The 22,840-nt window shown below is 67.4% G+C and carries 14 protein-coding genes, 3 rRNA genes and 2 pseudogenes; 5 read left to right on the top strand and 14 right to left on the bottom strand.

Going from position 1 to position 22,840, the window contains the following annotated elements:
* Window positions 1–88: 88 nt before the first annotated feature.
* On the top strand, window positions 89–613 hold the full coding sequence (locus ABD858_RS25680; protein WP_345041736.1) for a hypothetical protein: 525 nt from the start codon (window positions 89–91) through the stop codon (window positions 611–613).
* Here ABD858_RS25680 and ABD858_RS25675 read toward each other — a convergent pair.
* On the bottom strand, window positions 558–1,811 hold the full coding sequence (locus tag ABD858_RS25675; protein ID WP_345041733.1) for an RNA-guided endonuclease InsQ/TnpB family protein: 1,254 nt from the start codon (window positions 1,809–1,811) through the stop codon (window positions 558–560). The two genes, ABD858_RS25680 and ABD858_RS25675, sit on opposite strands and share 56 nt — an antisense overlap.
* 305 nt (window positions 1,812–2,116) lie before the next feature.
* On the opposite strand from ABD858_RS25675, the gene ABD858_RS25670 reads away from it, so the two are divergent.
* Complete coding sequence (locus tag ABD858_RS25670) at window positions 2,117–2,635, top strand: S1 RNA-binding domain-containing protein (protein WP_345044855.1); 519 nt, start codon at window positions 2,117–2,119, stop codon at window positions 2,633–2,635.
* Window positions 2,636–2,644: 9 nt separating this feature from the next.
* Here ABD858_RS25670 and ABD858_RS25665 read toward each other — a convergent pair whose 3' ends face one another.
* The 5 genes and pseudogenes from ABD858_RS25665 to ABD858_RS25645 form a co-directional block, all read right to left on the bottom strand.
* Window positions 2,645–3,358 carry a 3'-5' exonuclease gene (locus tag ABD858_RS25665; RefSeq protein WP_345044852.1) on the bottom strand — a complete coding sequence of 238 codons (714 nt, stop codon included), beginning with the start codon at window positions 3,356–3,358 and terminating at the stop codon, window positions 2,645–2,647.
* An 86-nt stretch (window positions 3,359–3,444) separates the two neighbouring features.
* Window positions 3,445–3,750: pseudogene (locus ABD858_RS25660) on the bottom strand (exonuclease domain-containing protein); the annotation flags it as partial.
* A gap of 68 nt (window positions 3,751–3,818) precedes the next feature.
* Window positions 3,819–5,051: an SAV2148 family HEPN domain-containing protein gene (locus ABD858_RS25655; RefSeq protein ID WP_345041732.1), complete on the bottom strand. Its 1,233-nt coding sequence runs from the start codon at window positions 5,049–5,051 to the stop codon at window positions 3,819–3,821.
* An 89-nt stretch (window positions 5,052–5,140) separates the two neighbouring features.
* Window positions 5,141–5,365: pseudogene (locus ABD858_RS25650) on the bottom strand (copper amine oxidase); the annotation flags it as partial.
* A gap of 21 nt (window positions 5,366–5,386) precedes the next feature.
* Window positions 5,387–6,013 carry a hypothetical protein gene (locus ABD858_RS25645; RefSeq protein ID WP_345041730.1) on the bottom strand — a complete coding sequence of 209 codons (627 nt, stop codon included), beginning with the start codon at window positions 6,011–6,013 and terminating at the stop codon, window positions 5,387–5,389.
* Between the two features lie 235 nt (window positions 6,014–6,248).
* Between ABD858_RS25645 and glgX the strand changes: the two genes are divergently transcribed.
* Together glgX and treY are read left to right on the top strand one after the other, a co-directional pair.
* Window positions 6,249–8,372, top strand: a complete 2,124-nt coding sequence (gene glgX / locus ABD858_RS25640) for a glycogen debranching protein GlgX (RefSeq protein ID WP_345044849.1) — start codon at window positions 6,249–6,251, stop codon at window positions 8,370–8,372.
* Window positions 8,373–8,614: 242 nt separating this feature from the next.
* On the top strand, window positions 8,615–10,957 hold the full coding sequence (gene treY / locus ABD858_RS25635) for a malto-oligosyltrehalose synthase (RefSeq protein WP_345041728.1): 2,343 nt from the start codon (window positions 8,615–8,617) through the stop codon (window positions 10,955–10,957).
* A gap of 56 nt (window positions 10,958–11,013) precedes the next feature.
* Here treY and ABD858_RS25630 read toward each other — a convergent pair whose 3' ends face one another.
* Window positions 11,014–11,562 (bottom strand): FHA domain-containing protein, encoded by a 549-nt coding sequence (locus ABD858_RS25630; RefSeq protein WP_345041726.1) that lies wholly within the window; start codon window positions 11,560–11,562, stop codon window positions 11,014–11,016.
* Window positions 11,563–11,701: 139 nt separating this feature from the next.
* Here ABD858_RS25630 and treZ point away from each other — a divergent pair, with 139 nt between their 5' ends.
* Window positions 11,702–13,441: a malto-oligosyltrehalose trehalohydrolase gene (treZ, locus tag ABD858_RS25625; protein WP_345041725.1), complete on the top strand. Its 1,740-nt coding sequence runs from the start codon at window positions 11,702–11,704 to the stop codon at window positions 13,439–13,441.
* 27 nt (window positions 13,442–13,468) lie between these two features.
* Here treZ and ABD858_RS25620 read toward each other — a convergent pair whose 3' ends face one another.
* From ABD858_RS25620 to ABD858_RS25590, 7 genes are all read right to left on the bottom strand, one after another.
* Window positions 13,469–14,593 (bottom strand): M24 family metallopeptidase, encoded by a 1,125-nt coding sequence (locus ABD858_RS25620; protein ID WP_345041723.1) that lies wholly within the window; start codon window positions 14,591–14,593, stop codon window positions 13,469–13,471.
* 97 nt (window positions 14,594–14,690) lie between these two features.
* The gene (locus ABD858_RS25615; protein WP_345044847.1) at window positions 14,691–15,629 is read right to left on the bottom strand and encodes a DUF1444 domain-containing protein; all 939 of its coding nucleotides are present in this window, start codon (window positions 15,627–15,629) and stop codon (window positions 14,691–14,693) included.
* A gap of 55 nt (window positions 15,630–15,684) precedes the next feature.
* Complete coding sequence (locus ABD858_RS25610) at window positions 15,685–15,930, bottom strand: type 2 periplasmic-binding domain-containing protein (protein WP_425586251.1); 246 nt, start codon at window positions 15,928–15,930, stop codon at window positions 15,685–15,687.
* A gap of 185 nt (window positions 15,931–16,115) precedes the next feature.
* The gene (locus ABD858_RS25605; protein ID WP_345041721.1) at window positions 16,116–16,739 is read right to left on the bottom strand and encodes a nucleoside/nucleotide kinase family protein; all 624 of its coding nucleotides are present in this window, start codon (window positions 16,737–16,739) and stop codon (window positions 16,116–16,118) included.
* 729 nt (window positions 16,740–17,468) lie between these two features.
* Window positions 17,469–17,585, bottom strand: a 5S ribosomal RNA gene (rrf, locus tag ABD858_RS25600).
* 74 nt (window positions 17,586–17,659) lie between these two features.
* Window positions 17,660–20,778, bottom strand: a 23S ribosomal RNA gene (locus ABD858_RS25595).
* A 277-nt stretch (window positions 20,779–21,055) separates the two neighbouring features.
* Window positions 21,056–22,581: ribosomal RNA gene (locus ABD858_RS25590) — 16S ribosomal RNA — on the bottom strand.
* The 16S, 23S and 5S rRNA genes sit together here, the layout of an rRNA operon.
* Between the last annotated feature and the right edge of the window lie 259 nt (window positions 22,582–22,840).

Genomic DNA, 22,840 nt, shown 5'->3' with positions numbered 1-22,840 from the left:
CCGCCGCGAGCGCCGCCGCCGGGCTCTTGGTCTCTTCCCGGAGCAGCTGGACGCCTCGCCCTACGACGCGGACTTCGACGAGCCCGGCGTGCAGCGTCCCGCCGACGAGGACTTCTGGGCCCGTCTGCGCTGGTCCGTCGCCATGCGGCACGCAGCGCTATTGGAGGAGGGGTACCTCCGCAATGCCTCCCGCTGGCACCGCCTCACCGAAGACACCCTCGATGCGGTACGCGCCCGACTCACCCCTCGTGCCCAGTTGACCGTGTGGCCTGACCTGTCCACCGATGTCGACGCGGTCCTCGCCTCGCTTCCCGACGAGGGTCCGGTGGAATTCGTATGGGAAGACGAGAACGGGGCTGTCTCCAGCACGATGGCCGACGAGTCCGAGTACCGGGAACTGGCCGCGCAGGTGGCCGGCGCCCGTGCCGCCAAGGCCCTGCCCTTGGCCCTCAACGAACGCGACCCACTGTTCACCGCGGTCCTGCCCGACAGCGACGGTGTCCTGCGCGCGCGGTGGAGGACCGAGCCGACGCCGAGTGACCGGGACTGGGCCTTTGTCAACTACCCGTCGCTAAAGCCGACGGGCTTGCACAACGGGCGTCACTGGCGGTGATGCTGTGTTTGCGTCCGGCCCCTCCCCGCTGGCGCGGTGGTGGGGCGGGGGCCGTTGACTGGGCCCCGCGTCGCCACAACTCCCACGCGCGGGCGCGGATGTTGCGGGAGCTGTTCCGGTCTGCGTGATCAACGAATCCGCAGTTCCGGCATGCGAACCAGGCCTGGGAGACCCGGTTCGCCTTGTCGATGTGCCCGCATTCCGCGCAGGTGCGCGAGGTGTACGCCGGATCGACATGCACCACCGGCACCCCCGCCCGGCGGGCCTTGTACGCGATGAACGCTCCCAGCTGGGCGAACGACCAGCTGTGGAGGGTGGCCCGTTGGGGCTTGCGAAGCCGTACCCGCTCGCGGATGCCCGTCAGGTCCTCCAGGGCGATCCCGCGACCGGTGCGTTCCGCCTCGGCCACCACATGTTTCGCGATCTTGTGGTTGATGTCCTTCGCCCGCCGCGCCTCCTTGCGCCCGCGCTTCTTCAGCCGCCGTTTCGCGGACGGGGTGTTCTTCTTCTGCAGCTTGGCCCGCAGCTTCCGCTCCCGGACCCGGACACGGTTCAGCTCGCGCCCGGCCATGATCTCGCCGTCACTGGTGGTGGCGATGTTCACGATGCCCAGGTCGATGCCGAGGAAGTCCACCGGATCGCTGTTCGGCGACGGTTCGGGGACCTCGCACGTGGCGTTGAGGAACCACATGCCGTCCCGGCAGACAAGATCGGACTCACCCCTGCGGTACAGGGCCAACGTGACCAGCTGCTCCGGGCCGGCGGTGAACGCCACGTCCTTCATCCGGCCCGTCACGGTCCAGATCGAGACCCGCCGCCCGGCGATCTGCCAGGACAGCATCCGGTCGTCGTACGGCTGCGCACCCTCCGGCCGGAAAACGATCGGCTCGCCGGTGGCCTTCCGGTAACGCTTCGATCCGGGCCTGCCCAGGTTTCCGGCCTTCAGGTTCGCTTTCAGCACCGCGTATGCGTCGCACGTCTTCTTGATCACGTGCTGCGCGGCCTGCGCACCCAGATTCCACCGGGCCTTGATCTCGCCGTAGGTGTGCTCGCGCAGCGCGAAGTTCTTCTTCACGTCTTTGTCGAACGCGACCTCGCTGGCCCAGGTCGCCGCCTCGTTGCAGGCGCGCAGGGTCGCCTCAAGGGCCGTCGCCTGCAGCGGCGTTGGCAGCAGCTTCACCTGCACCACCAGCTTCACCCGGCCAGGCTAGCGCCCAGCACTGACCTGCGTCACCGAAATGGGAAACTCCGCCCCATCAGGGACGAAGCATCGCATACACCCGGCATGCGCACTCGGCCCTCACCCCGAAGTACCCACGCGGCGTCTTCACGGACGAGATCCTCACGCGCTGCGACGAGACCATGCGGGACGCCTGCGCCGAATTCGGGGCAGGCACCCGGCCGCTCCGCGGCCGAAACCCTGCAGCGACACTGCGGCGCTCCGCGCCGCAGTCGCAAGGATGCGATTCCTCCCGGGCGTGAACGCCCGGGGTTCCTCGCAAGATCACGCTGAAGACTCTCCACCGTGGGCAGATCTGCACGGGCACGGTCACAGAGATCGCCAGCTTCGGCGTGACCTTTGTGGACATCGGCGGCTTTACCGCGGTGATCAACGTTCCCGAGCTGTCCTGGCGCCGTTTCGATCACCCCTCCGACGTCGTCGCCGTCGGCCAGGAGATCTCGGCCGAGATCCTCGACGTCGACCTGGTGCGCGAGCGTGTGCCGCTGTCCCTGAAGGCATTGCAAGAGGACCCGATGCCGCAATTCATACAGCAGGTCGGCCAGATCACGAACGGCGTCGTGACCAAAATCGTACCGTTCGGCGCCTTCGTCCGTATCGAAGACAGAGAGGACGGCCTCGAAGGCTTGGTGCACCTCACCGAGTTGGCCGAAGGACAGGTGGACCGGCCCGAGGATGTTGTTCAGGTCGGAGACAGCCTCACGGTGAAGATTCTGGACGTCGACCTTCCACGGCGTCGGATCACCCTCTCCCACCTGCAGGCGCGCCGGGGAGAATGCTGACCAGCGCGGTTATCGCCTCCGGGGAATGAGCGGCCAGGCCGGCTCGACGACTGCCGTCGGATCCGCGGTTCGCCGCAGATAGGCCTGCAAAGAGACCGACTGTTCAGCCGCCGCGCGCACCTGAAGGTCATGCAGATCCGCCAACGGCATCAGGCCGACGGGCTGGTGCTTCTCACCCATGCGTCGCACCACGCGGGCGGCGGCCACGGCATCGGCCCTCGCATTGTGCGCGTCATCGAGCGACACCCCATAGTGAGCACACAACGCATGGAGGGCCCGTTTGCCCTTCCGGTACTTGTCGATGTGCTTGTCGATCACCAGCGGATCGATAACGGGCGAAGGCACACTTCCCAGCCGCTCGCTGATCGACTCGATCTCGTAGCGCCGACACTCACGGTCCAGCAGCGACAGGTCGTAGCGTGCGTTCATCACCACCAGAGGCGTCCCCGAGCGCAGCCCCTCGGCGACGGCCTGCACGATCTCCTCGATGGCTGAAGCAGCCGGCACCCCGTGCTCGCGGGCATGTTCCGTCGAGACGCCATGGATCGCCGACGCCTGCTCGGGTATGTCTACCCCGGGATTCAGCAACCAGGTCCGCTCGGCCGAGACGGCCCCGGCCGAATCCAGGCACACGACCGCCGCCGTCACAATGCGGTCGGTCTCGACGTCGGTACCCGTGGTCTCCAGGTCAAAGGCCACCAACGGCCCACTGATCCAGCTCATCACGCGGCCCTCATTCCGGCGTGGGCTGCCTGCCGGAGCCGCGCTTCGCCATGAGACACCTGAGACGTGTCTGGCGTGCGTGGATAAAAGGCAGCGTTGTACGCCACGACGGGCACACCCGGCGTCCAGAATTCGGTGAGCGTCCGGGCTGTCTCGTCGACGACGTCCCGGGCGAGCCGGCCTTCGGCCGCCGCCCTTTCACCGGTGATGCCGTGTATCGCGGTGGCCTCCTCGGGGATGGGGACGCCCGGGTCGGCCAGCCATTCGCGGCGCCCCCGCTGCTCCCCCTCCTTCGTCTCGACGACCGCGGCCGTCACGATCCGTGCCTCGCGCGGATCGGTGCCGGTCGTCTCCGGGTCGAAGCCGACCAGTGTCTCCCGGTGCCAGGTCATCGTGCCTCCCCTTCATGGTGCGTTCCCCCGGTTGACGACCACCTTCGCACGCGGCACTGACAACGGGCTCAGGAGACCGGGCGGGAGTCCGTCCACACGGACTCGAATTCCTCTCGGTATGTCCCGAAAAGCCCATGGTCGGTGTCATGATCCGCGCGGACCACGGAATGACGTCCGCCCCGCAGCACGAGCACGGGGGCCTCCATGCCGCGTGCCCGGCGCAGATAGGACTGGACGACGGCTATGCCGTCGGGGCCGTCGCCGTCCACCAGATAGGCGGTGAAGCGCGGGGTCTCGTCGAAGACATGGATCTCGAAGGCGCCGGGGTCGCGCAACCGTGCCCGCACCCGCCGCATATGGAGGATGTTCATCTCCACCGAGCGGCTCAGTTCGCCCTTCTTCAGGCCGAGTTCGCGTTCGCGCCGTTTGACCGCGCTGCTGGCCGGGTTGAGGAAGAGCAGCCGTACCCGGCAGCCGGATTCGGCGAGCCGCACGAGCCTGCGGCCGGAGAAGTTCTGGACCAGCAGGTTCAGGCCTATGCCGATCGCGTCCAGTCTGCGGGCCCCGCCGAAGAGGTCCTCGGCGGGCAGATGCCGCTGCAGCCGGACCCGGTCGGGATGGACGCCGACGACGTCCGCGTACCGGTCGCCGACGAGATCCTCGACCGCATCGGTGGGCAGCCGGTGCGCGGACGGCACGGCGGAGCCGCTGCCCAGGATCTCCAGCAGTCGCGCCGACGCCCGCTCGGCCTGGGCCAGGACGGTCTCGGAGAGGGCACGGTTGCGGGAGACGACATTGCGGGCGACCTCCAGCTCGTCGAGGGCGAGCTCGACCTCCCTGCGGTCGTCGACGTACGGCTCGAAGCAGGGCCAGTGCTGCACCATCAGCTCACGCAGCTGCGGAAGGGTGAGGAAGCTCAGCACATTGTCGTCGGCGGGGTCGAGCAAGTAGCCCTTGCGGCGGCTGACTTCCCGTACGGCGGCGGCACGCTGCACCCATTCCTGGCCGGCCGGCCCGGCTGCGGCGACCACCCACTCCTCGCCGTGCACCGGTTCGTACACGGGCCGCAGCACGGCCGCGACAACGGCGCGCAGCCGCTGCTCGACCAGATTCAGCCAGATGTAGGCCCGCCCGGCCCGCTGGGCGCGGGTACGCACCTCGCTCCAGGCGTCCGGCCCCCAGTCCAGCTCCGCCCCGATCTCCATCGGACGTGCGAGGGAGACCGCTCCGGGCGGGACGTCCGTGGAGTCCCCCTCGTGATCCGAGTCACCAGGGGGGAGCTCCAGCCCTCCCGAGCTCACCCGCACACCGCCTTCCCAACCTCATCAACGATCAAGGAAGGGTACTCCGCCGAAGGGTGGCGGTGCAGCCGGATGCTCAGGCTCCTCACTCAACTACCCGATTGGTGGCTGCCGTTCCGAGAGTCAAGATCAGCCGGAGTGAGCGGATTCATAGCGGTTACGTCCCTCGGAGCGAACCGGCACTCCTGCCAGTGGACCGGCATGGGCTGCTGGTCCTCGTCCCGGGCCATGTGAGGGAACCCGATGTCGACCCGGACGACCGGATTGCGCAGCGCCTCCCCGTTCGCCCACTTGTCGACGCTGCTGCCCGTCCCCGGCCACAGTCGACGCCGGCATCAGCTCACGGCCTCACGCAGCTCCGCGCGCTTCGGCGACGGCTGGATGCCGCGCCGGCTCGAGGTGGCCTCGACCTTGCCGGTGGCGAGGTTGCCCGTACTGGTGATGAGCCGGCCGGTCCGGTAGTCGTCATACCTGACCTCGGCGCGGCGTGGGGGCGCAGCCGCGTCCGCCTCCGAGGCCGGCTCGGCCGGATCGGTGGACAGGTGCTGGGACCGGCAACGTTTGCCCGTCGAGGAGCGGCGTCCGGTGCGTGCGATCGCAAGGCGGCCGAAGACCCTCGGAGCAGCGCTCCTCGGGTTTTCGGCCGACGCAGCGAGCCTGCGCGCGGGGGCACCCCTGGGGGCACCCCCAGCGGTAGCCGGGGGAGGTAGCTGGGGGAGGTAGCCGGGGGAGGTAGCCGGGGGAGGTAGCCGGGGAGGTAGCCGGGGGAGGTAGCCGGGGGAGCGTCGCGACGGGGCAAACGTTGCCGGGAGGGGCACTGGGGGCCGCGTCCGCCGTCGGCGTCCCTGCCGCCCTCGAACCGGTCCGGGGGTCAGCGCGAGCCGCTCGGCCGGCTCCAGCTCGTCGTCGGTGAGCGGGTCCCGGCCGACGCCGCGCTCCGCCTCGCCGGGGGCGTCCGCCACGGCTCCGGGGCCGTCCCCGTCACCGCAATGGCCGTACCCGCCACCACCTTTCCCGGAGATGGCGGCGCACTTTCTCGCGCACGTCGTCCCCCTGCTCGGCCGGGCAACTCCCCTGCCGGATATGCATGCTCACCCGGTAGGACGGGCCGAAGTCCTAGGTGGTTGCCCGCTTTTTCGGGAAGATCTGGCCGAAGTGACCCGCAGTACCCGCATCAGAAATGGAAGAGTCTTGTCTATGCAGGTCTGGCCGGGACAGGCGTATCCCCTCGGCGCGACGTACGACGGCGCCGGTACCAATTTCGCGGTCTTCTCCGAGGCCGCCCATCGGATCGAACTGTGCCTTCTGCACGAGGACGGCTCGGAGACCGCGGTCGAGCTGCGCGAGACCGACGCATTCGTACGCCATGCCTATCTGCACGGTGTGATGCCGGGCCAGCGGTACGGCTTCCGGGTGCACGGCCCCTACGCGCCGGAGCGCGGGCACCGCTGCAACTCCGCGAAGCTGCTCCTCGATCCGTACGCCCGCGCGATAAGCGGTCAGGTGGACTGGGGCGAAGCGGTATACGGATATCGTTTCGGCCGACCGGATTCGCGCAATGACATGGACTCCGCACCGCACACCATGGCCTCGGTCGTGGTCAATCCGTATTTCGACTGGGGCGACGACCGCCCGCCCCGCACCGACTACCACCGCACGGTGATCTACGAGGCCCATGTGAAGGGCCTGACGATGCTGCATCCGGCCCTGCCGGACGAACTGCGCGGCACCTACGCGGGACTCGCACACCCCGCGATCATCGGACATCTGACCGAACTGGGCGTCACCGCGATCGAACTGATGCCCGTACACCAGTTCGTCACCGACCATCGACTGTCGGACGCCGGCCTCACCAACTACTGGGGCTACAACACCATCGGCTACTTCGCTCCGCACAACGCCTATGCCTCCTGGGGCGACCGCGGGCAGCAGGTGCTGGAGTTCAAGTCCGCCGTACGGGCGCTGCACCAGGCCGGCGTCGAGGTCATCCTGGATGTCGTCTACAACCACACCGCGGAGGGCAACCATCTGGGGCCCACACTCTCCTTCCGCGGCCTGGACAATGCCTCGTACTACCGGCTGGCCGACGATCCGCGCCACTACACGGACACGACGGGCACCGGCAACTCACTGCTGATGCGCTCCCCGCACGTCCTTCAGCTGATCATGGACTCACTGCGGTACTGGGTGACCGAGATGCATGTGGACGGTTTCCGCTTCGACCTGGCCGCCACTCTGGCGCGGCAGTTCCATGAGGTGGACCGGTTGTCGTCGTTCTTCGACCTGGTGCAGCAGGATCCGGTGGTCAGCCAGGTGAAGCTGATCGCGGAGCCGTGGGACGTGGGCGAGGGCGGGTACCAGGTGGGGAACTTCCCGCCGCTGTGGACCGAATGGAACGGGAAATTCCGGGACACCGTACGGGACCTGTGGCGCGGTCAGCCGCGCACACTGGCGGAGTTCGCGTCGAGGCTCACCGGGTCCTCCGACCTCTACCAGGACGACGGACGGCGGCCGATCGCCTCCATCAACTTCGCCACCTGCCACGACGGTTTCACCCTGAACGACCTCGTGTCGTACAACGAGAAACACAACGAGGCCAACGCCGAGGGCAACCGCGACGGCGAGAACCACAACCGCTCCTGGAACTGCGGCGTCGAGGGCGACACGGACGACCCGGCGATCCTGGATCTGCGCGAGCGCCAGATGCGGAACTTCATCGCGACGCTGATGCTGTCCCAGGGCGTGCCCATGCTCAGCCACGGCGACGAATTCGCCCGGACGCAGCGCGGCAACAACAACGCCTACTGCCAGGACAACGAGATCTCCTGGGTGCACTGGCCGGAGCCGGGCACCGAGGGGGAGGAGGGCAGTCTGCTCGCCTTCACCCGGACTATGGTCTGGCTGCGCCGCGACCATCCGGTCTTCCGGCGGCGCCGCTTCTTCCACGGCCGGCCGGTGCAGGGCACGTACGACGAGCTGTCGGACATCGCCTGGTTCACTCCCGAGGGCGAGGAGATGACGCAGCGGGACTGGCAGGCGGCGCACGCCAGAGCGCTCTCGGTCTTCCTCAACGGCAATGCGATCTCGGAACCGGGGCCCCGCGGCGAGCGGATCCGCGACGACTCGTTCCTGCTGATGTTCAACGCCGGCGCCGAGGACACGGACTTCACGATCCCCGTCAACCACGGCAAGCAGTGGCAGCTCGTCGTGGACACGGCACTGACCGAAGGAGTGACACCGGGCCAGGGCGACAAGGTGGCCGCAGGCGACCGGCTGACTCTGATCGGCCGCAGCATGGCCGTGTTACGCCGCCCGGCCTAGTGCTGTGGCCGGAAAGGTTTGCCGGGAAGCTCGCGGCGTCCGGTGCGGTGCATCGCAAGGCGGAGGATCGCAGCTCGTACTTGGCCGTACTCGCGCGATTCGACAACGCAGCGAAGTGCCGTGCCGGGGGTCGCGAGCCAGTGAACCTTTCCGGTCACAGCACTAGCAGCGCCCCGCCCCGGACGGCCCGTTCCACGAAAGCCGATGAAACAGAAGCCGTCCGGGCGGGTACGTACGTTCGTATGACACCCACCGCCACCTACCGGATCCAGCTCCAGCCGGACTTCCCCTTCCCGGCCGCCGAGGAGGCGGTGCCGTATCTGGCCGCACTCGGGGTCTCGCACCTGCATCTGTCACCGGTGCTGGAGGCCGTACCGGGGTCCACCCACGGGTACGACGTCACCGATCACAGTGCGGTGCGGCGCGAGCTGGGCGGCGAGGAGGGACTGCGGCGGCTGGCCCGCACGGCCCGGTCGCACGGGCTCGGCCTGGTCCTGGACGTCGTGCCGAACCACATGGCGGCCGTGCCCCGGCACAACCGCGCGCTGTGGGAGGTGCTGCGCGAGGGCCCGCGGTCGCCGTACGCACGATGGTTCGACATCGACTGGGACGCGGGCGGAGGCAAGGTTCTGCTGCCGGTCCTCGCCCGGCGGATCGGCGACGAGCTGGGAACCCTCACCGTGGACGGGCAGGTCCTGCGGTACGGGGAGCACGAGTTCCCGCTGCGGGAGGGCACGGCCGGGCTGTCGCTGCCCCGGCTGCTGGAGGCCCAGTGGTACCGCCTGGCGTGGTGGCGGCTGGCCCGTACGGAGCTCAACTACCGGCGTTTCTTCACCATCTCGGACCTGATCGGGCTCCGCGTGGAGGACCCCGAGGTGTTCGCGGCGACCCACGGCAAGGTGCTGGAACTGATGCGGGACGGCGTCGTGGAGGGGCTGCGCGTCGACCATCCGGACGGGCTGGCGGACCCGGAGGCGTATCTGCGGCAGCTGAGCGAGGCGACGGGCGGCCGCTGGACGGTCGTCGAGAAGATCCTCACCGGCCCCGAGCGGCTGCACCCCGGCTGGACGGCTGCCGGCACCACCGGCTACGACGCGCTGCGTCACATCGACGGCGTGTTCACCGATTCGGACGGCGCCGCGCAACTCCTTGCCCACTACCGGGATTTCACCGGCCTGGACGACGGCCGCGGCGGCTCCTGGACGGCGACGGCGCGACACGCCGCGTACCGGGTGCTGGACCATGAGCTGGCCGCCGAGACATCCTTCCTCGTCCGCACCGCGCGCCGGATCTGCGCCGCGGACCCGGCGCTGCGCGACCATGCCCCGTGGGCGCTGCGCGCGGCCGTACGGGAACTGCTGGTACGCGTCCCCGTCTACCGTCCGTACACGGCCTCCCCGGACGGGCCCGGCCCCGAGGCGGCGCTGCCCGCGGAGGCGGTTCTGGAGGCGAAGGCCGCGTTCACCGTGCCGGAGGAGGCGGACGCCATGGATGTCGTACGGGACATCGCACTCGGCAGGACCGGGTACGGCCCCGACCACACCGCCTTCCGGATCCGTTTCGCGCAGACGTCCTCGGCGCTGCGCGCGAAAGCGGTGGAGGACACCGCCTTCTACCGGTACGTTCCGCTGGTTTCCGCCAATGAGGTGGGCGGCGATCCCGGCAGCCCGGCGGTGAGCCCCGAGGAGTTCCACACCTTCTGCGCCCGGATCGCCCGCGACTGGCCGGCCACCGGTTGTGCGACGACCACGCACGACACCAAGCGCAGCGCGGACGTGCGGGCGCGTATCGCCGTGCTGTCGGAGTGCCCCGGGCGGTGGGCCGGGCTGCTGGAGCGGCTGTCCGCCGTGCCCGCGCCCGATCCGCGGCTGGCCTGGCTCGCCTGGCAGACCGCGATCGGCTTCGACGTCCCGCGCGACGGGCGGCTGGCCGCCGTGCTGCTCAAGTCCGAGCGTGAGGCCGGTCTGCGCACCAGCTGGACCGAGCAGGACCCGGTGTACGAGCGGGCCGTCGCCTCGTTCGCGGCGGCCGGGCCCGAGGGGCCGCCGAGCCGCGTCGTGGCGGAGTTCAACCGGGAGCTCGACCCGTACGTACGTACCAATGTGCTCGGCGCGACGATCGTGCTGCTGACCATGCCGGGCGTGCCCGACCTCTACCAGGGAACCGAGCGGGAGTTCATCGCCCTGGTGGACCCGGACAACCGGCGCCCGGCACGCTTCGATCCGCGCGAGCTGGAACGGCCCGCCGAGAAGACGGCCCTCACCGTGGCCGCGCTGCGGCTGCGCCGCGAACTCCCGGAGGTCTTCGGCGCCTCCGGTACCTACGCTCCCCTTGCCGCCCAGGGCCCGGCGGCCCGGCATCTGCTGGCCTTCTGCCGTTCGGGCACGGTCGTCACGGCGGTCACCCGGCTCTCGCTGCGGCTCGAGGAGGCGGGCGGCTGGCGGACCACTGAGCTGGTGCTGCCCGAGGGCCGGTGGGCCGATGTGCTGGCGCCGGGCAGGGAGTTCGGCCCCGGTCCGGTGGCCGCGGCCGAGCTGTTCGCGGACCGGCCGGTGGCCCTGCTCAGCCGGGTCGTACGGGCGTAGTCCGGGGCACGCGAGCCGGGCCGGTCACCGACAACGGGCCCGGGAGTGGTCCGTTGTCAGCGCGCGGCGAGGCGGAAACTCATCTGGCCGAAGCTGACCTGGTCCCCGTCCTGCACCATGACCGCTCCGGTGACCCGCCGGCCGTTGACGCAGGTGCCGTTGGTGGAGCCGAGGTCCCGCAGGATCCAGGTCCCGCTCCGGTGGCTCAGCTCGGCGTGCACGCGGGAGACCGTCTCATGACTGAGCCGCAGCCCGTTGGCCGGATCCCGGCCTATGCGCAGCGGATACGGGCCGGGGAGAGGGAACAGCAGCTTGGGCAGCCGCTCCGTCTGCCAGGCCCGGCGCAGCCGCACCGTGAAGGCGGACACCCGGCCCACCGCGCCGAACAGCGCACGCGACAGACCGCCTTCGCTCTCCAGGTCCGCCGTGAGCACGGCGAGTTCGTCGGATCTACGGGCGTTCAGCGCCAGTTCCATCCGGCGCATGAACGTGTCGTGCGAGAGCTTTCCCTGGGCCGCGCCCTCCCTGAGCACCCCGAGCACCCGGTCACGCTCGGCGTCGGAGAGCCGGGCGGGATACGTGTGGAAGTGAAAGGAGGACGTCACAGCAGTGATTGTCGGTCCACGGTGCCGAACGTGTCCAGAAGAGCAAAAGGACGGGACATCCGGCGGTTCGGCAGCGGATCACGGCCTTGTGACGCACCATTGATGGCGGCGCCGGCCGCTTGCGACGAGGGGAACTTCATTGCTGTTCGAGGTGTGGGCACCGCAGACAGACCGGGTCGTGCTCCAACTGGAAGGTGCGGAGTACACCATGGAGCACGATCCGGTACGGCCCGGATGGTGGACCGCCCTGGCTCCGGCCGGGGACGGGGCGCGCTACGGCTTCGTCCTGGACGACGGGCCCGTACTGCCCGACCCTCGCTCGCGCCGCCAGCCGGACGGGCCCGACGGCCTCAGTGCCGTCGTCGACCAGGAGGCGTTCGCTTGGCAGCACCCCTGGACCGGGCGCGGGCTGCCGGGCGCGGTGCTCTACGAACTGCACATCGGAACGTTCACGCCCGAGGGCACCTTCGACGCCGCCGCGGCCCGGCTCGGGCACCTCGCCGAGCTGGGAGTCACCCATGTGGAGCTGATGCCGGTCTGCCCGTTCCCGGGAACCCACGGCTGGGGGTACGACGGGGTCGCCCCGTGGGCCGTGCACGAGCCCTACGGCGGGCCCGAGGGGCTGAAGCGCTTTGTCGACACGGCGCACGCACACGGCCTCGGTGTGGTCCTCGACGTCGTGCACAACCATCTCGGGCCGTCCGGCAACCACCTGCCCGATTACGGACCCTACTTCACGGACACCCACCACACCCCGTGGGGTGCCGCGGTCAACCTGGACGCCCCGGGATCCGACGAGGTACGGGCGTATCTGCTGGCGGGCGCGCTTGCCTGGCTGCGCGACTACCGGCTCGACGGACTGCGGCTCGACGCCGTCCACGCCCTCGCCGACACCCGGGCACTCACCTTCCTGGAGGAGCTGTCCGCCGCCGTCGACGAGCTGGCGCACACACTGGGCCGGCCGCTCTTCCTGATCGCCGAGTCGGACCGCTGCGACCCGCGCACCACCGTCGCACGGGACCAGGGCGGCCTCGGGCTGCACGCCCAGTGGAACGACGACTTCCACCATGCCCTGCACACCGCGCTGACCGGGGAATCTCAGGGCTACTACGCCGACTTCGCCCGCGATCCGTTCGCGGCACTCGCCAAGACGCTCACCCGCGTCTTCTTCCACGACGGCACGTACTCCAGCTTCCGGGGCCGTACGCACGGACGTCCCGTGGACCGTACGACGGCCCCCGCGCACCGCTTCCTCGGCTACGCACAGACCCATGACCAGGTCGGCAACCGGGCACTCGGCGACCGGCTCGCCGCCTCCCTCTCCCCCGGGCTGCTCGCCTGCGCCGCCGCACTGGTGCTCACCGGGCCCTTCACCCCGATGCTGTTCATGGGCGAGGAGTGGGGTGCGCTTACCCCCTGGCAGTACTTCACCGACCACACGGACCCGGGGCTCGCCGAGGCCGTGCGTGCCGGACGGCGCAGGGAGTTCATCGCGCACGGCTGGACCGAGGAGGACCTGCCGGACCCGCAGGACCCCGCGACACGCCGGCGTTCCTGCCTGGACTGGTCCGAGCCGGAGCGGGAACCGCACGCCCGGCTGCTGGCCTGGCACCGCCGGCTGATCGCACTGCGCCGGGACCGGCCGGACCTCACCGACCCGGACCTGGCGGCGCTGAAGGTGGCCTACGACCGGGAAGCGTCCTGGCTGGCCTTCCGGCGCGGGGACACCCGGGTCGTGGTCAACCTCGGCAAGGAACCGGCGGAGGTCCGGCTCGGCAACGGCGGGCGGGTACTGGCCGCCTGGGGTCCGGTCGACGAGCCGGGCCCGGGCGGTGTGCTGCGCCTGCCGCCCGAGTCCTGCGCGGTGCTCGGCAGCTGAGCCAGGCCCTGACCGGCCGGACCGGACCTACTCGACGACGGCCATCTCGCGCGGCGTGTTGTTGAAGCGGCGGCCGCCGTTCTCGGTGACCGTGACGATGTCCTCGATCCGCACCCCGAACCGGCCCGGCAGATAGATGCCGGGCTCGATGGAGAAGCACATGCCGGGCACCAGCGGCTGCTCCTCGCCCTCGATCATGTAGGGCGGCTCGTGGGTGGTGACCCCGATGCCATGGCCGGTGCGGTGGATGAAGTGTTCGCCGTAGCCGGCGGAGGCGATGACCTCGCGGGCCGCGCGGTCCACGTCCTGGCAGGCGGCACCGGGCCGCACGGCGTCGAATCCGGCCTGCTGCGCGGCGCGTACCACGTTGTGGATGTGCTGCTCCTCCTCGGTCGGCTCGCCGACATGGACCGTACGGGTCGTGTCGGAGCCGTAGCCGTCCTTGAGGCCGCCGAAGTCGAGGACGACCATGTCACCGCGCCCGATCACACGGTCCCCCGCCTCATGGTGCGGATTGGCACCGTTGGGGCCCGAGCCGACGACGGTGAAGTCCACCTGGGAGTGCCCGAACTGCTTGAGCAGGCCGGCCAGATCGGCGGCCACGTCGGTCTCCTTCCGGCCGGCGAACCGGACCTTGAGGATCTCCTCGTAGGTGGCGTCGGCGGCCGCGCCCGCCGCCTCCAGACGCGCCAGCTCCGCCTGGTCCTTCACCGCCCGCAGCATGGGCAGGCCCTGGGTCAGCGATACGTACGAGGTGCCCGGCAACCGCTGCTGCAGGCCCAGCAGATGCATCGCCCAGGCGTTGTCGCTCACCGCGAACCGGCCTGCCGCGTCGAGCAGCGGCGCGGTCACCGCGTAGGGGTCCTTGCCGTCGGTCCAGTCCCGCAGGGTGAGCGCGGCCGCGCCCGCCGCCTTCTCGGCGTCCGGGGCCTCCAGCGTCGGCACCACCAGCACCGGGTCCTGGCCCGCCGCGATCACCAGCAGGGTCAGCCGTTCGGTGTCGGCGGGCGGCCGGTAACCGGTGAGGTAGGCCATGTCGGGCCCCGGGGCGACCAGCACACCGGCGAAGCCGGCCTCGGCCGCGGACCGCGCGGCGCGGGCCATCCGCTCCCGGTAGTCATCCGTGGTGAACGGTTCGGGCGTGGTGGACATGATGCCTCCTGTGTCGGCCGGGTCCGTGGTGCCCGGGGTGTCCGGGCGTCCCCCCGAGCATCCTGCCCCTGGTACCGGGTTAGGCGCGAGCGGGTGATCAACCACCCACCAGGCGTTCCAGCAGCTCCTGGAAGTCGTCGCCGACGACGATCCGCAAGCCCTTCTCGGTGAGCTCGCTGAGCTGGGTGAGCGTGCCCGCCCGCCACCAGTACACATACGGGCTGATGGCCCCCGGCGCCTCCTCGTAGCCGGAGGCGGCGAAGGCCGCCATGGCACCCAGCGCGGGCAGCACCCCGGCGTCCCGGATGGCGTGGAAGGCCAGCTGGTGCCGGAAGGGCAGGGCCACCAGGGCGCCGTCCGCGGTGAGTTCCTGCCCTGTGACATGCCTGACCAAGGACTCCAGGGCGAGCACCCGGCTGGCGGTGTAGAAAGAGTCGCCGACGACGACCTCGAAGGTCATGCCGTCGTCGCCCCTGACGGTCTCGTGGCCCTCGACCGGCAGCTGCGCCAGGTTGCGCAGGGCCTGCGCGCGCAGTTCACCGACCTCACCCAGCGGCTCCAGGGCCTCGTCGGTGAGCATCATGACGCTCTCCGGAAGATCGAGCGCAAGGATCTCGTACAGGCCGGGCCCGACATCGCGGGCATAGTCGAAGTTGGCCGGGTCGATGCTGTTGTCGCTGATCACCCGCGGGTAGAGCTGCGCCCTGATCTGCTCGGGCGGGAGCGTGTCCAGCGCGGACGGGCTGTCCATGGTGCGCAGCACCAGACCGACGTGGTGGTGGACGAGGCCGGGCCACGCACGCGGTCCCCGGGGCTCGTTGTGGCAGAGCGCGGCCAGGTTGCCGAGGCCGAACTGCCGACCGGAACTGTCGGTGACATGGTCCGCGTAGACGGTCACCTCGAGGCCGTGCTCGGCGAAGGACTCGCGGACCTGCGCCCGGAACCGCGCGGCCTCGCCGGTGGAGAAGTACGCGAACTCCGGGTCCCGCGGCGCACCGCTGTCGTCACGCTTCGGGCGGCGCCGGAATATCCCCACTTCAGCCGCCTTCCATTCGCGCTTTCCTGGACCTACGAGCCTACCGACTCGGCGATCATCCCGGCAGCAGTCGGCCGGAGAACGTCTCGGCGGCTCCGCGGAGACGCCGATCGTCAGCAGCTCGGTGCGGTGTACGAGCCGGGGTGCGGGTCAGCGGCACGGCGACGGTCCCGGGCACGCCGGCGGCCGTGACATGCGGCAGCAGCGCCGGCCCACGGCCGGCCGCCACCAGGAGCAGCAGGGCGCGGACGTCCGTGCCGTCGTAGCGCACCGACGGGCGGAATCCGCCGGTCCCGCCCATGCCGCCGACCGCCCGGAGCCGGTCGAGGGGCAGTCCGGCGCCGGGAGCGTCCAGCCGGCGGGCGGACTCAGGGCCGGCGGCGCCGCCGCGAGCGTCACCTCCTGCGGCGGCTCCCCCGCCGGCCGCGCCAGGTCGGCACGCGCCACGTCCAGCCGCAGCAGCGGGCGGTCGCGCACGCCGCCCGGCTATAGCAAGGATCCCCGCACGACGAGGTCGGCGCGGTCCCGGCCGAGCTCCACCAGCCGGGCGTTGGCCTCGTCGGAATCACGGACCCAGGCCTCCGCGTACGGGCGGTCCTTGCCGTACCGCACATGCCGGTCGACAAGCCTGCGCACCCGGACGTCGGCGTCGATCTCCAGGAACCACACCTCGTCGAGCAGGGCGCGGACCGGCGCCCACGGCCCTTCGTCGTGCAGCAGGTAGTTGCCCTCGGTGACGACCAGCGGCACGCCGGAGGGCACCGGCACGCTCCCGGCGACCGGTTCCTCCAGGGAACGGTCGAACGCCGGCGCGTACACCACGGTGTCTTGCTCATGTGCGCGGAGCCGGGCCAGCAGCGCCGCGTAACCGGCCGCGTCGAACGTGTCGGGGGCACCCTTGCGGTGCGCACGGCCGAGGCGGCGCAGTTCGGCACCCGCCAGATGGAAACCGTCCATCGGCACGAGCACGGCCTGTCCGTCGAGGGCGCTGACGAGCCGTTCGGCAATTGTGGACTTGCCGGCCCCCGGGGCCCCGGCGATGCCGAGGATCCTGCGCCGGCCCGGGACGGCGAGACGTCCGGCGCGGGCGAGGAGCTGCTCCATGTTCATGCGACGCATTCTTGCTCGCGGCAACGCTGGTGCCTTCCTCCAGCCCGAGTGAGCGCCGGCATCGGTGCTGTCATCCGCGGCTGTTACGCCGCCTGAAGACCGGGCGGGCCTCTCCCGCGCCCGGGGGCCTGACCCAGGGCTGCGTCACGACGGCGTGCAGTCGCCCTTCGATCAACGCGAACCGAGGCAGGGAGACCCCGAACGCTTCAGCGATGGCGTCGAGTTCATGGGTCGTGTCGTTGACGAACCCTGGCTCGTCGGCGTTCAGCTAGGACCGGAAAGGTTCACCGGCTCGCGACCCCCGGCACGGCACTTCTCCCCCGTAGCCCTTCGGGCACGGGAGGTGCCCCCATCGTTGTCGCATCGCGCGAGTACGGCCAAGTACGAGCTGCGATCCTCCGTCTTGCGATGCACCGCACCTGGGGACACCTCTGGGGGCACCCTGGGGGCGCCCTGGGGGCACCCTGGGGGCACCCCCAGCGGTAGCTGGGGGAGGTAGCTGGGGGAGCCGCGAGCTTCCCGGCAAACCTTTCCGGCCACAGCACTAGTGGAACTCGCGATACATGTCGTGCATGAAGTCGAGGAACGACTCATGCCTCTCGGGAACGTCACCCGACCAGCCCTGCAGATCTCTATGAGGCCATCGTGCCGGCGGGCACTGACAACGCACCCGGCCCTGAACGCAGAAAAGCCCCGGACCATACGGTCCGGGGCTTCCCTGGAATAATTGTTCGGCGGCGTCCTACTCTCCCACAGGGTCCCCCCTGCAGTACCATCGGCGCTGAAAGGCTTAGCTTCCGGGTTCGGAATGTAACCGGGCGTTTCCCTAACGCTATGACCACCGAAACACTATGAAGTTGAACTCCAGCCGGCAAGGCGAGTTCGTTACTTCAGAACAAACACAGTGGACGCGAGCAACTGAGGACAAGCCCTCGGCCTATTAGTACCAGTCAGCTCCACCCGTTGCCGGGCTTCCACATCTGGCCTATCAACCCAGTCGTCTACTGGGAGCCTTACCCTCTCAAGGAGGTGGGAATACTCATCTTGAAGCAGGCTTCCCGCTTAGATGCTTTCAGCGGTTATCCCTCCCGAACGTAGCCAACCAGCCATGCCCTTGGCAGGACAACTGGCACACCAGAGGTTCGTCCGTCCCGGTCCTCTCGTACTAGGGACAGCCCTTCTCAATATTCCTACGCGCACAGCGGATAGGGACCGAACTGTCTCACGACGTTCTAAACCCAGCTCGCGTACCGCTTTAATGGGCGAACAGCCCAACCCTTGGGACCGACTCCAGCCCCAGGATGCGACGAGCCGACATCGAGGTGCCAAACCATCCCGTCGATATGGACTCTTGGGGAAGATCAGCCTGTTATCCCCGGGGTACCTTTTATCCGTTGAGCGACGGCGCTTCCACAAGCCACCGCCGGATCACTAGTCCCGACTTTCGTCCCTGCTCGACCCGTCGGTCTCACAGTCAAGCTCCCTTGTGCACTTACACTCAACACCTGATTGCCAACCAGGCTGAGGGAACCTTTGGGCGCCTCCGTTACTCTTTAGGAGGCAACCGCCCCAGTTAAACTACCCATCAGACACTGTCCCTGATCCGGATCACGGACCGAGGTTAGACATCCAGCACGACCAGAGTGGTATTTCAACGGCGACTCCACAACCACTGGCGTGGCTGCTTCAAAGTCTCCCACCTATCCTACACAAGCCGAACCGAACATCAATATCAAACTGTAGTAAAGGTCCCGGGGTCTTTCCGTCCTGCTGCGCGAAACGAGCATCTTTACTCGTAGTGCAATTTCACCGGGCCTATGGTTGAGACAGTCGAGAAGTCGTTACGCCATTCGTGCAGGTCGGAACTTACCCGACAAGGAATTTCGCTACCTTAGGATGGTTATAGTTACCACCGCCGTTTACTGGCGCTTAAGTTCTCAGCTTCGCCCACCCGAAGGTGAGCTAACCGGTCCCCTTAACGTTCCAGCACCGGGCAGGCGTCAGTCCGTATACATCGCCTTACGGCTTCGCACGGACCTGTGTTTTTAGTAAACAGTCGCTTCTCGCTGGTCTCTGCGGCCACCCCCAGCTCAGGAAGCAAGTTCCTTCACCAGGCGTGGCCCCCCTTCTCCCGAAGTTACGGGGGCATTTTGCCGAGTTCCTTAACCATAGTTCACCCGAACGCCTCGGTATTCTCTACCTGACCACCTGAGTCGGTTTAGGGTACGGGCCGCCATGAAACTCGCTAGAGGCTTTTCTCGACAGCATAGGATCATCCACTTCACCACAATCGGCTCGGCATCAGGTCTCAGCCTTGTATGTGTGACGGATTTGCCTACCACACGGCCTACACCCTTACCCCGGGACAACCACCGCCCGGGCTGGACTACCTTCCTGCGTCACCCCATCGCTCACCTACTACCAGTCTGGGTCACCGGCTCCACCACTCCCCTCAACTCCGAAGAGATCAGGGCGGCTTCACGGGCTTAGCATCGCTGGGTTCAGCGCTGGCGCTTCAAAGCGGGTACCGGAATATCAACCGGTTGTCCATCGACTACGCCTGTCGGCCTCGCCTTAGGTCCCGACTTACCCTGGGCAGATCAGCTTGACCCAGGAACCCTTAGTCAATCGGCGCACACGTTTCTCACGTGTGTATCGCTACTCATGCCTGCATTCTCACTCGTGAACCGTCCACAACTCGCTTCCGCGGCTGCTTCACCCGGCACACGACGCTCCCCTACCCATCACAGCACCCGTTGGGGCTTTATGCTGCAATGACACGACTTCGGCGGTACGCTTGAGCCCCGCTACATTGTCGGCGCGGAATCACTTGACCAGTGAGCTATTACGCACTCTTTCAAGGGTGGCTGCTTCTAAGCCAACCTCCTGGTTGTCTCTGCGACTCCACATCCTTTCCCACTTAGCGTACGCTTAGGGGCCTTAGTCGATGCTCTGGGCTGTTTCCCTCTCGACCATGGAGCTTATCCCCCACAGTCTCACTGCCGTGCTCTCACTTACCGGCATTCGGAGTTTGGCTAAGGTCAGTAACCCGGTAGGGCCCATCGCCTATCCAGTGCTCTACCTCCGGCAAGAAACACACGACGCTGCACCTAAATGCATTTCGGGGAGAACCAGCTATCACGGAGTTTGATTGGCCTTTCACCCCTAACCACAGGTCATCCCCCAGGTTTTCAACCCTGGTGGGTTCGGTCCTCCACGAAGTCTTACCTCCGCTTCAACCTGCCCATGGCTAGATCACTCCGCTTCGGGTCTAGAGCGTGCAACTCGATCGCCCTGTTCGGACTCGCTTTCGCTACGGCTTCCCCACACGGGTTAACCTCGCTACACACCGCTAACTCGCAGGCTCATTCTTCAAAAGGCACGCAGTCACGAGACGTACAAGTACGTCCGACGCTCCCACGGCTTGTAGGCACACGGTTTCAGGTACTATTTCACTCCGCTCCCGCGGTACTTTTCACCATTCCCTCACGGTACTATCCGCTATCGGTCACCAGGGAATATTTAGGCTTAACGGGTGGTCCCGCCAGATTCACACGGGATTTCTCGGGCCCCGTGCTACTTGGGTGGTTCTCAAGCGAGCCGTACAGATTTCAGCTACGGGGGTCTTACCCTCTACGCCGGACCTTTCGCATGTCCTTCGCCTATCCATACGGTTTCTGACTCGCCGACCGGCCGGCAGACCGGTCAAGAGAACTCCCACAACCCCGCATGCGCAACCCCTGCCGGGTCTCACACGCATACGGTTTGGCCTCATCCGGTTTCGCTCGCCACTACTCCCGGAATCACGGTTGTTTTCTCTTCCTGCGGGTACTGAGATGTTTCACTTCCCCGCGTTCCCTCCACACTGCCTATGTGTTCAGCAGCGGGTGACAGCCCATGACGACTGCCGGGTTTCCCCATTCGGACACCCCCGGATCAAAGCTCGGTTGACAGCTCCCCGGGGCCTATCGTGGCCTCCCACGTCCTTCATCGGTTCCTGGTGCCAAGGCATCCACCGTGCGCCCTTAAAAACTTGGCCACAGATGCTCGCGTCCACTGTGTAGTTCTCAAGCAACGACCAGCCACCCATCACCCCGCCAGCTGACTGACGAGTTCACTGGGGCCGGCGTCTGAAGGACGAGCATGGCTCGCTCCCTCAGGACCCAACAGCGTGCCCGACACGTCCGGTCTCAGATGCTGCGTTCCACGCCGAAGCAGTACTAGCAGTCCTCATCCCGATCGTGCCGAATAATCAACGTTCCACCCATGAGCAACCGTGCGAGACATTTGCTCGCAGTCGGCTATGTGCTCCTTAGAAAGGAGGTGATCCAGCCGCACCTTCCGGTACGGCTACCTTGTTACGACTTCGTCCCAATCGCTGGTCCCACCTTCGACAGCTCCCTCCCACAAGGGGTTGGGCCACCGGCTTCGGGTGTTACCGACTTTCGTGACGTGACGGGCGGTGTGTACAAGGCCCGGGAACGTATTCACCGCAGCAATGCTGATCTGCGATTACTAGCAACTCCGACTTCATGGGGTCGAGTTGCAGACCCCAATCCGAACTGAGACCGGCTTTTTGAGATTCGCTCCGCCTCGCGGCATCGCAGCTCATTGTACCGGCCATTGTAGCACGTGTGCAGCCCAAGACATAAGGGGCATGATGACTTGACGTCGTCCCCACCTTCCTCCGAGTTGACCCCGGCAGTCTCCTGTGAGTCCCCATCACCCCGAAGGGCATGCTGGCAACACAGAACAAGGGTTGCGCTCGTTGCGGGACTTAACCCAACATCTCACGACACGAGCTGACGACAGCCATGCACCACCTGTATACCGACCACAAGGGGGCGACCATCTCTGGCCGTTTCCGGTATATGTCAAGCCTTGGTAAGGTTCTTCGCGTTGCGTCGAATTAAGCCACATGCTCCGCTGCTTGTGCGGGCCCCCGTCAATTCCTTTGAGTTTTAGCCTTGCGGCCGTACTCCCCAGGCGGGGAACTTAATGCGTTAGCTGCGGCACCGACGACGTGGAATGTCGCCAACACCTAGTTCCCAACGTTTACGGCGTGGACTACCAGGGTATCTAATCCTGTTCGCTCCCCACGCTTTCGCTCCTCAGCGTCAGTAATGGCCCAGAGATCCGCCTTCGCCACCGGTGTTCCTCCTGATATCTGCGCATTTCACCGCTACACCAGGAATTCCGATCTCCCCTACCACACTCTAGCCTGCCCGTATCGAATGCAGACCCGGGGTTAAGCCCCGGGCTTTCACATCCGACGTGACAGGCCGCCTACGAGCTCTTTACGCCCAATAATTCCGGACAACGCTTGCGCCCTACGTATTACCGCGGCTGCTGGCACGTAGTTAGCCGGCGCTTCTTCTGCAGGTACCGTCACTTTCGCTTCTTCCCTGCTGAAAGAGGTTTACAACCCGAAGGCCGTCATCCCTCACGCGGCGTCGCTGCATCAGGCTTTCGCCCATTGTGCAATATTCCCCACTGCTGCCTCCCGTAGGAGTCTGGGCCGTGTCTCAGTCCCAGTGTGGCCGGTCGCCCTCTCAGGCCGGCTACCCGTCGTCGCCTTGGTAGGCCATTACCCCACCAACAAGCTGATAGGCCGCGGGCTCATCCTTCACCGCCGGAGCTTTCAACCCTCTCCCATGCGAGAGAGAGTGATATCCGGTATTAGACCCCGTTTCCAGGGCTTGTCCCAGAGTGAAGGGCAGATTGCCCACGTGTTACTCACCCGTTCGCCACTAATCCACCCCGAAGGGCTTCATCGTTCGACTTGCATGTGTTAAGCACGCCGCCAGCGTTCGTCCTGAGCCAGGATCAAACTCTCCGTGAATGTTTTCCCGTAATCGGGAGTGACACTCGCGTTGAGCGGAACAGTCGGAGGAATGATCCGACCGTTCACAGCGTCCTCGCTGTGTTTTCGCCTACCCACCACAAGGGCAAGTAGGACTTTTCAAAGGAACCTCGTCTCAAGAGAGACGGGGTATCAACTAATCTGGCGTTGATTTTTGGCACGCTGTTGAGTTCTCAAGGAACGGACGCTTCCTTCGTACTCACCCGCAGCGACATTCTCTGGGGCTTTCCTCCGGGCG

The organism is Streptomyces sannanensis (assembly GCF_039536205.1).
Taxonomy (GTDB): Bacteria; Actinomycetota; Actinomycetes; order Streptomycetales; family Streptomycetaceae; genus Streptomyces; species Streptomyces sannanensis.
This window is presented reverse-complemented; position numbering and strand designations above follow the sequence as displayed.

Excerpts from the sequence above, each read along its gene's own strand:
- ABD858_RS25620 (WP_345041723.1), bottom strand. The coding sequence starts at position 14,593 with ATGTCCACCACGCCCGAACCGTTCACCACGGATGACTACCGGGAGCGG.
- ABD858_RS25665 (WP_345044852.1), bottom strand. The coding sequence starts at position 3,358 with ATGAGCTGGATCAGTGGGCCGTTGGTGGCCTTTGACCTGGAGACCACG.
- glgX (WP_345044849.1), top strand. The coding sequence starts at position 6,249 with ATGCAGGTCTGGCCGGGACAGGCGTATCCCCTCGGCGCGACGTACGAC.
- treY (WP_345041728.1), top strand. The coding sequence starts at position 8,615 with ATGACACCCACCGCCACCTACCGGATCCAGCTCCAGCCGGACTTCCCC.
- ABD858_RS25610 (WP_425586251.1), bottom strand. The coding sequence starts at position 15,930 with ATGGGCGGGACCGGCGGATTCCGCCCGTCGGTGCGCTACGACGGCACG.
- ABD858_RS25605 (WP_345041721.1), bottom strand. The coding sequence starts at position 16,739 with ATGAACATGGAGCAGCTCCTCGCCCGCGCCGGACGTCTCGCCGTCCCG.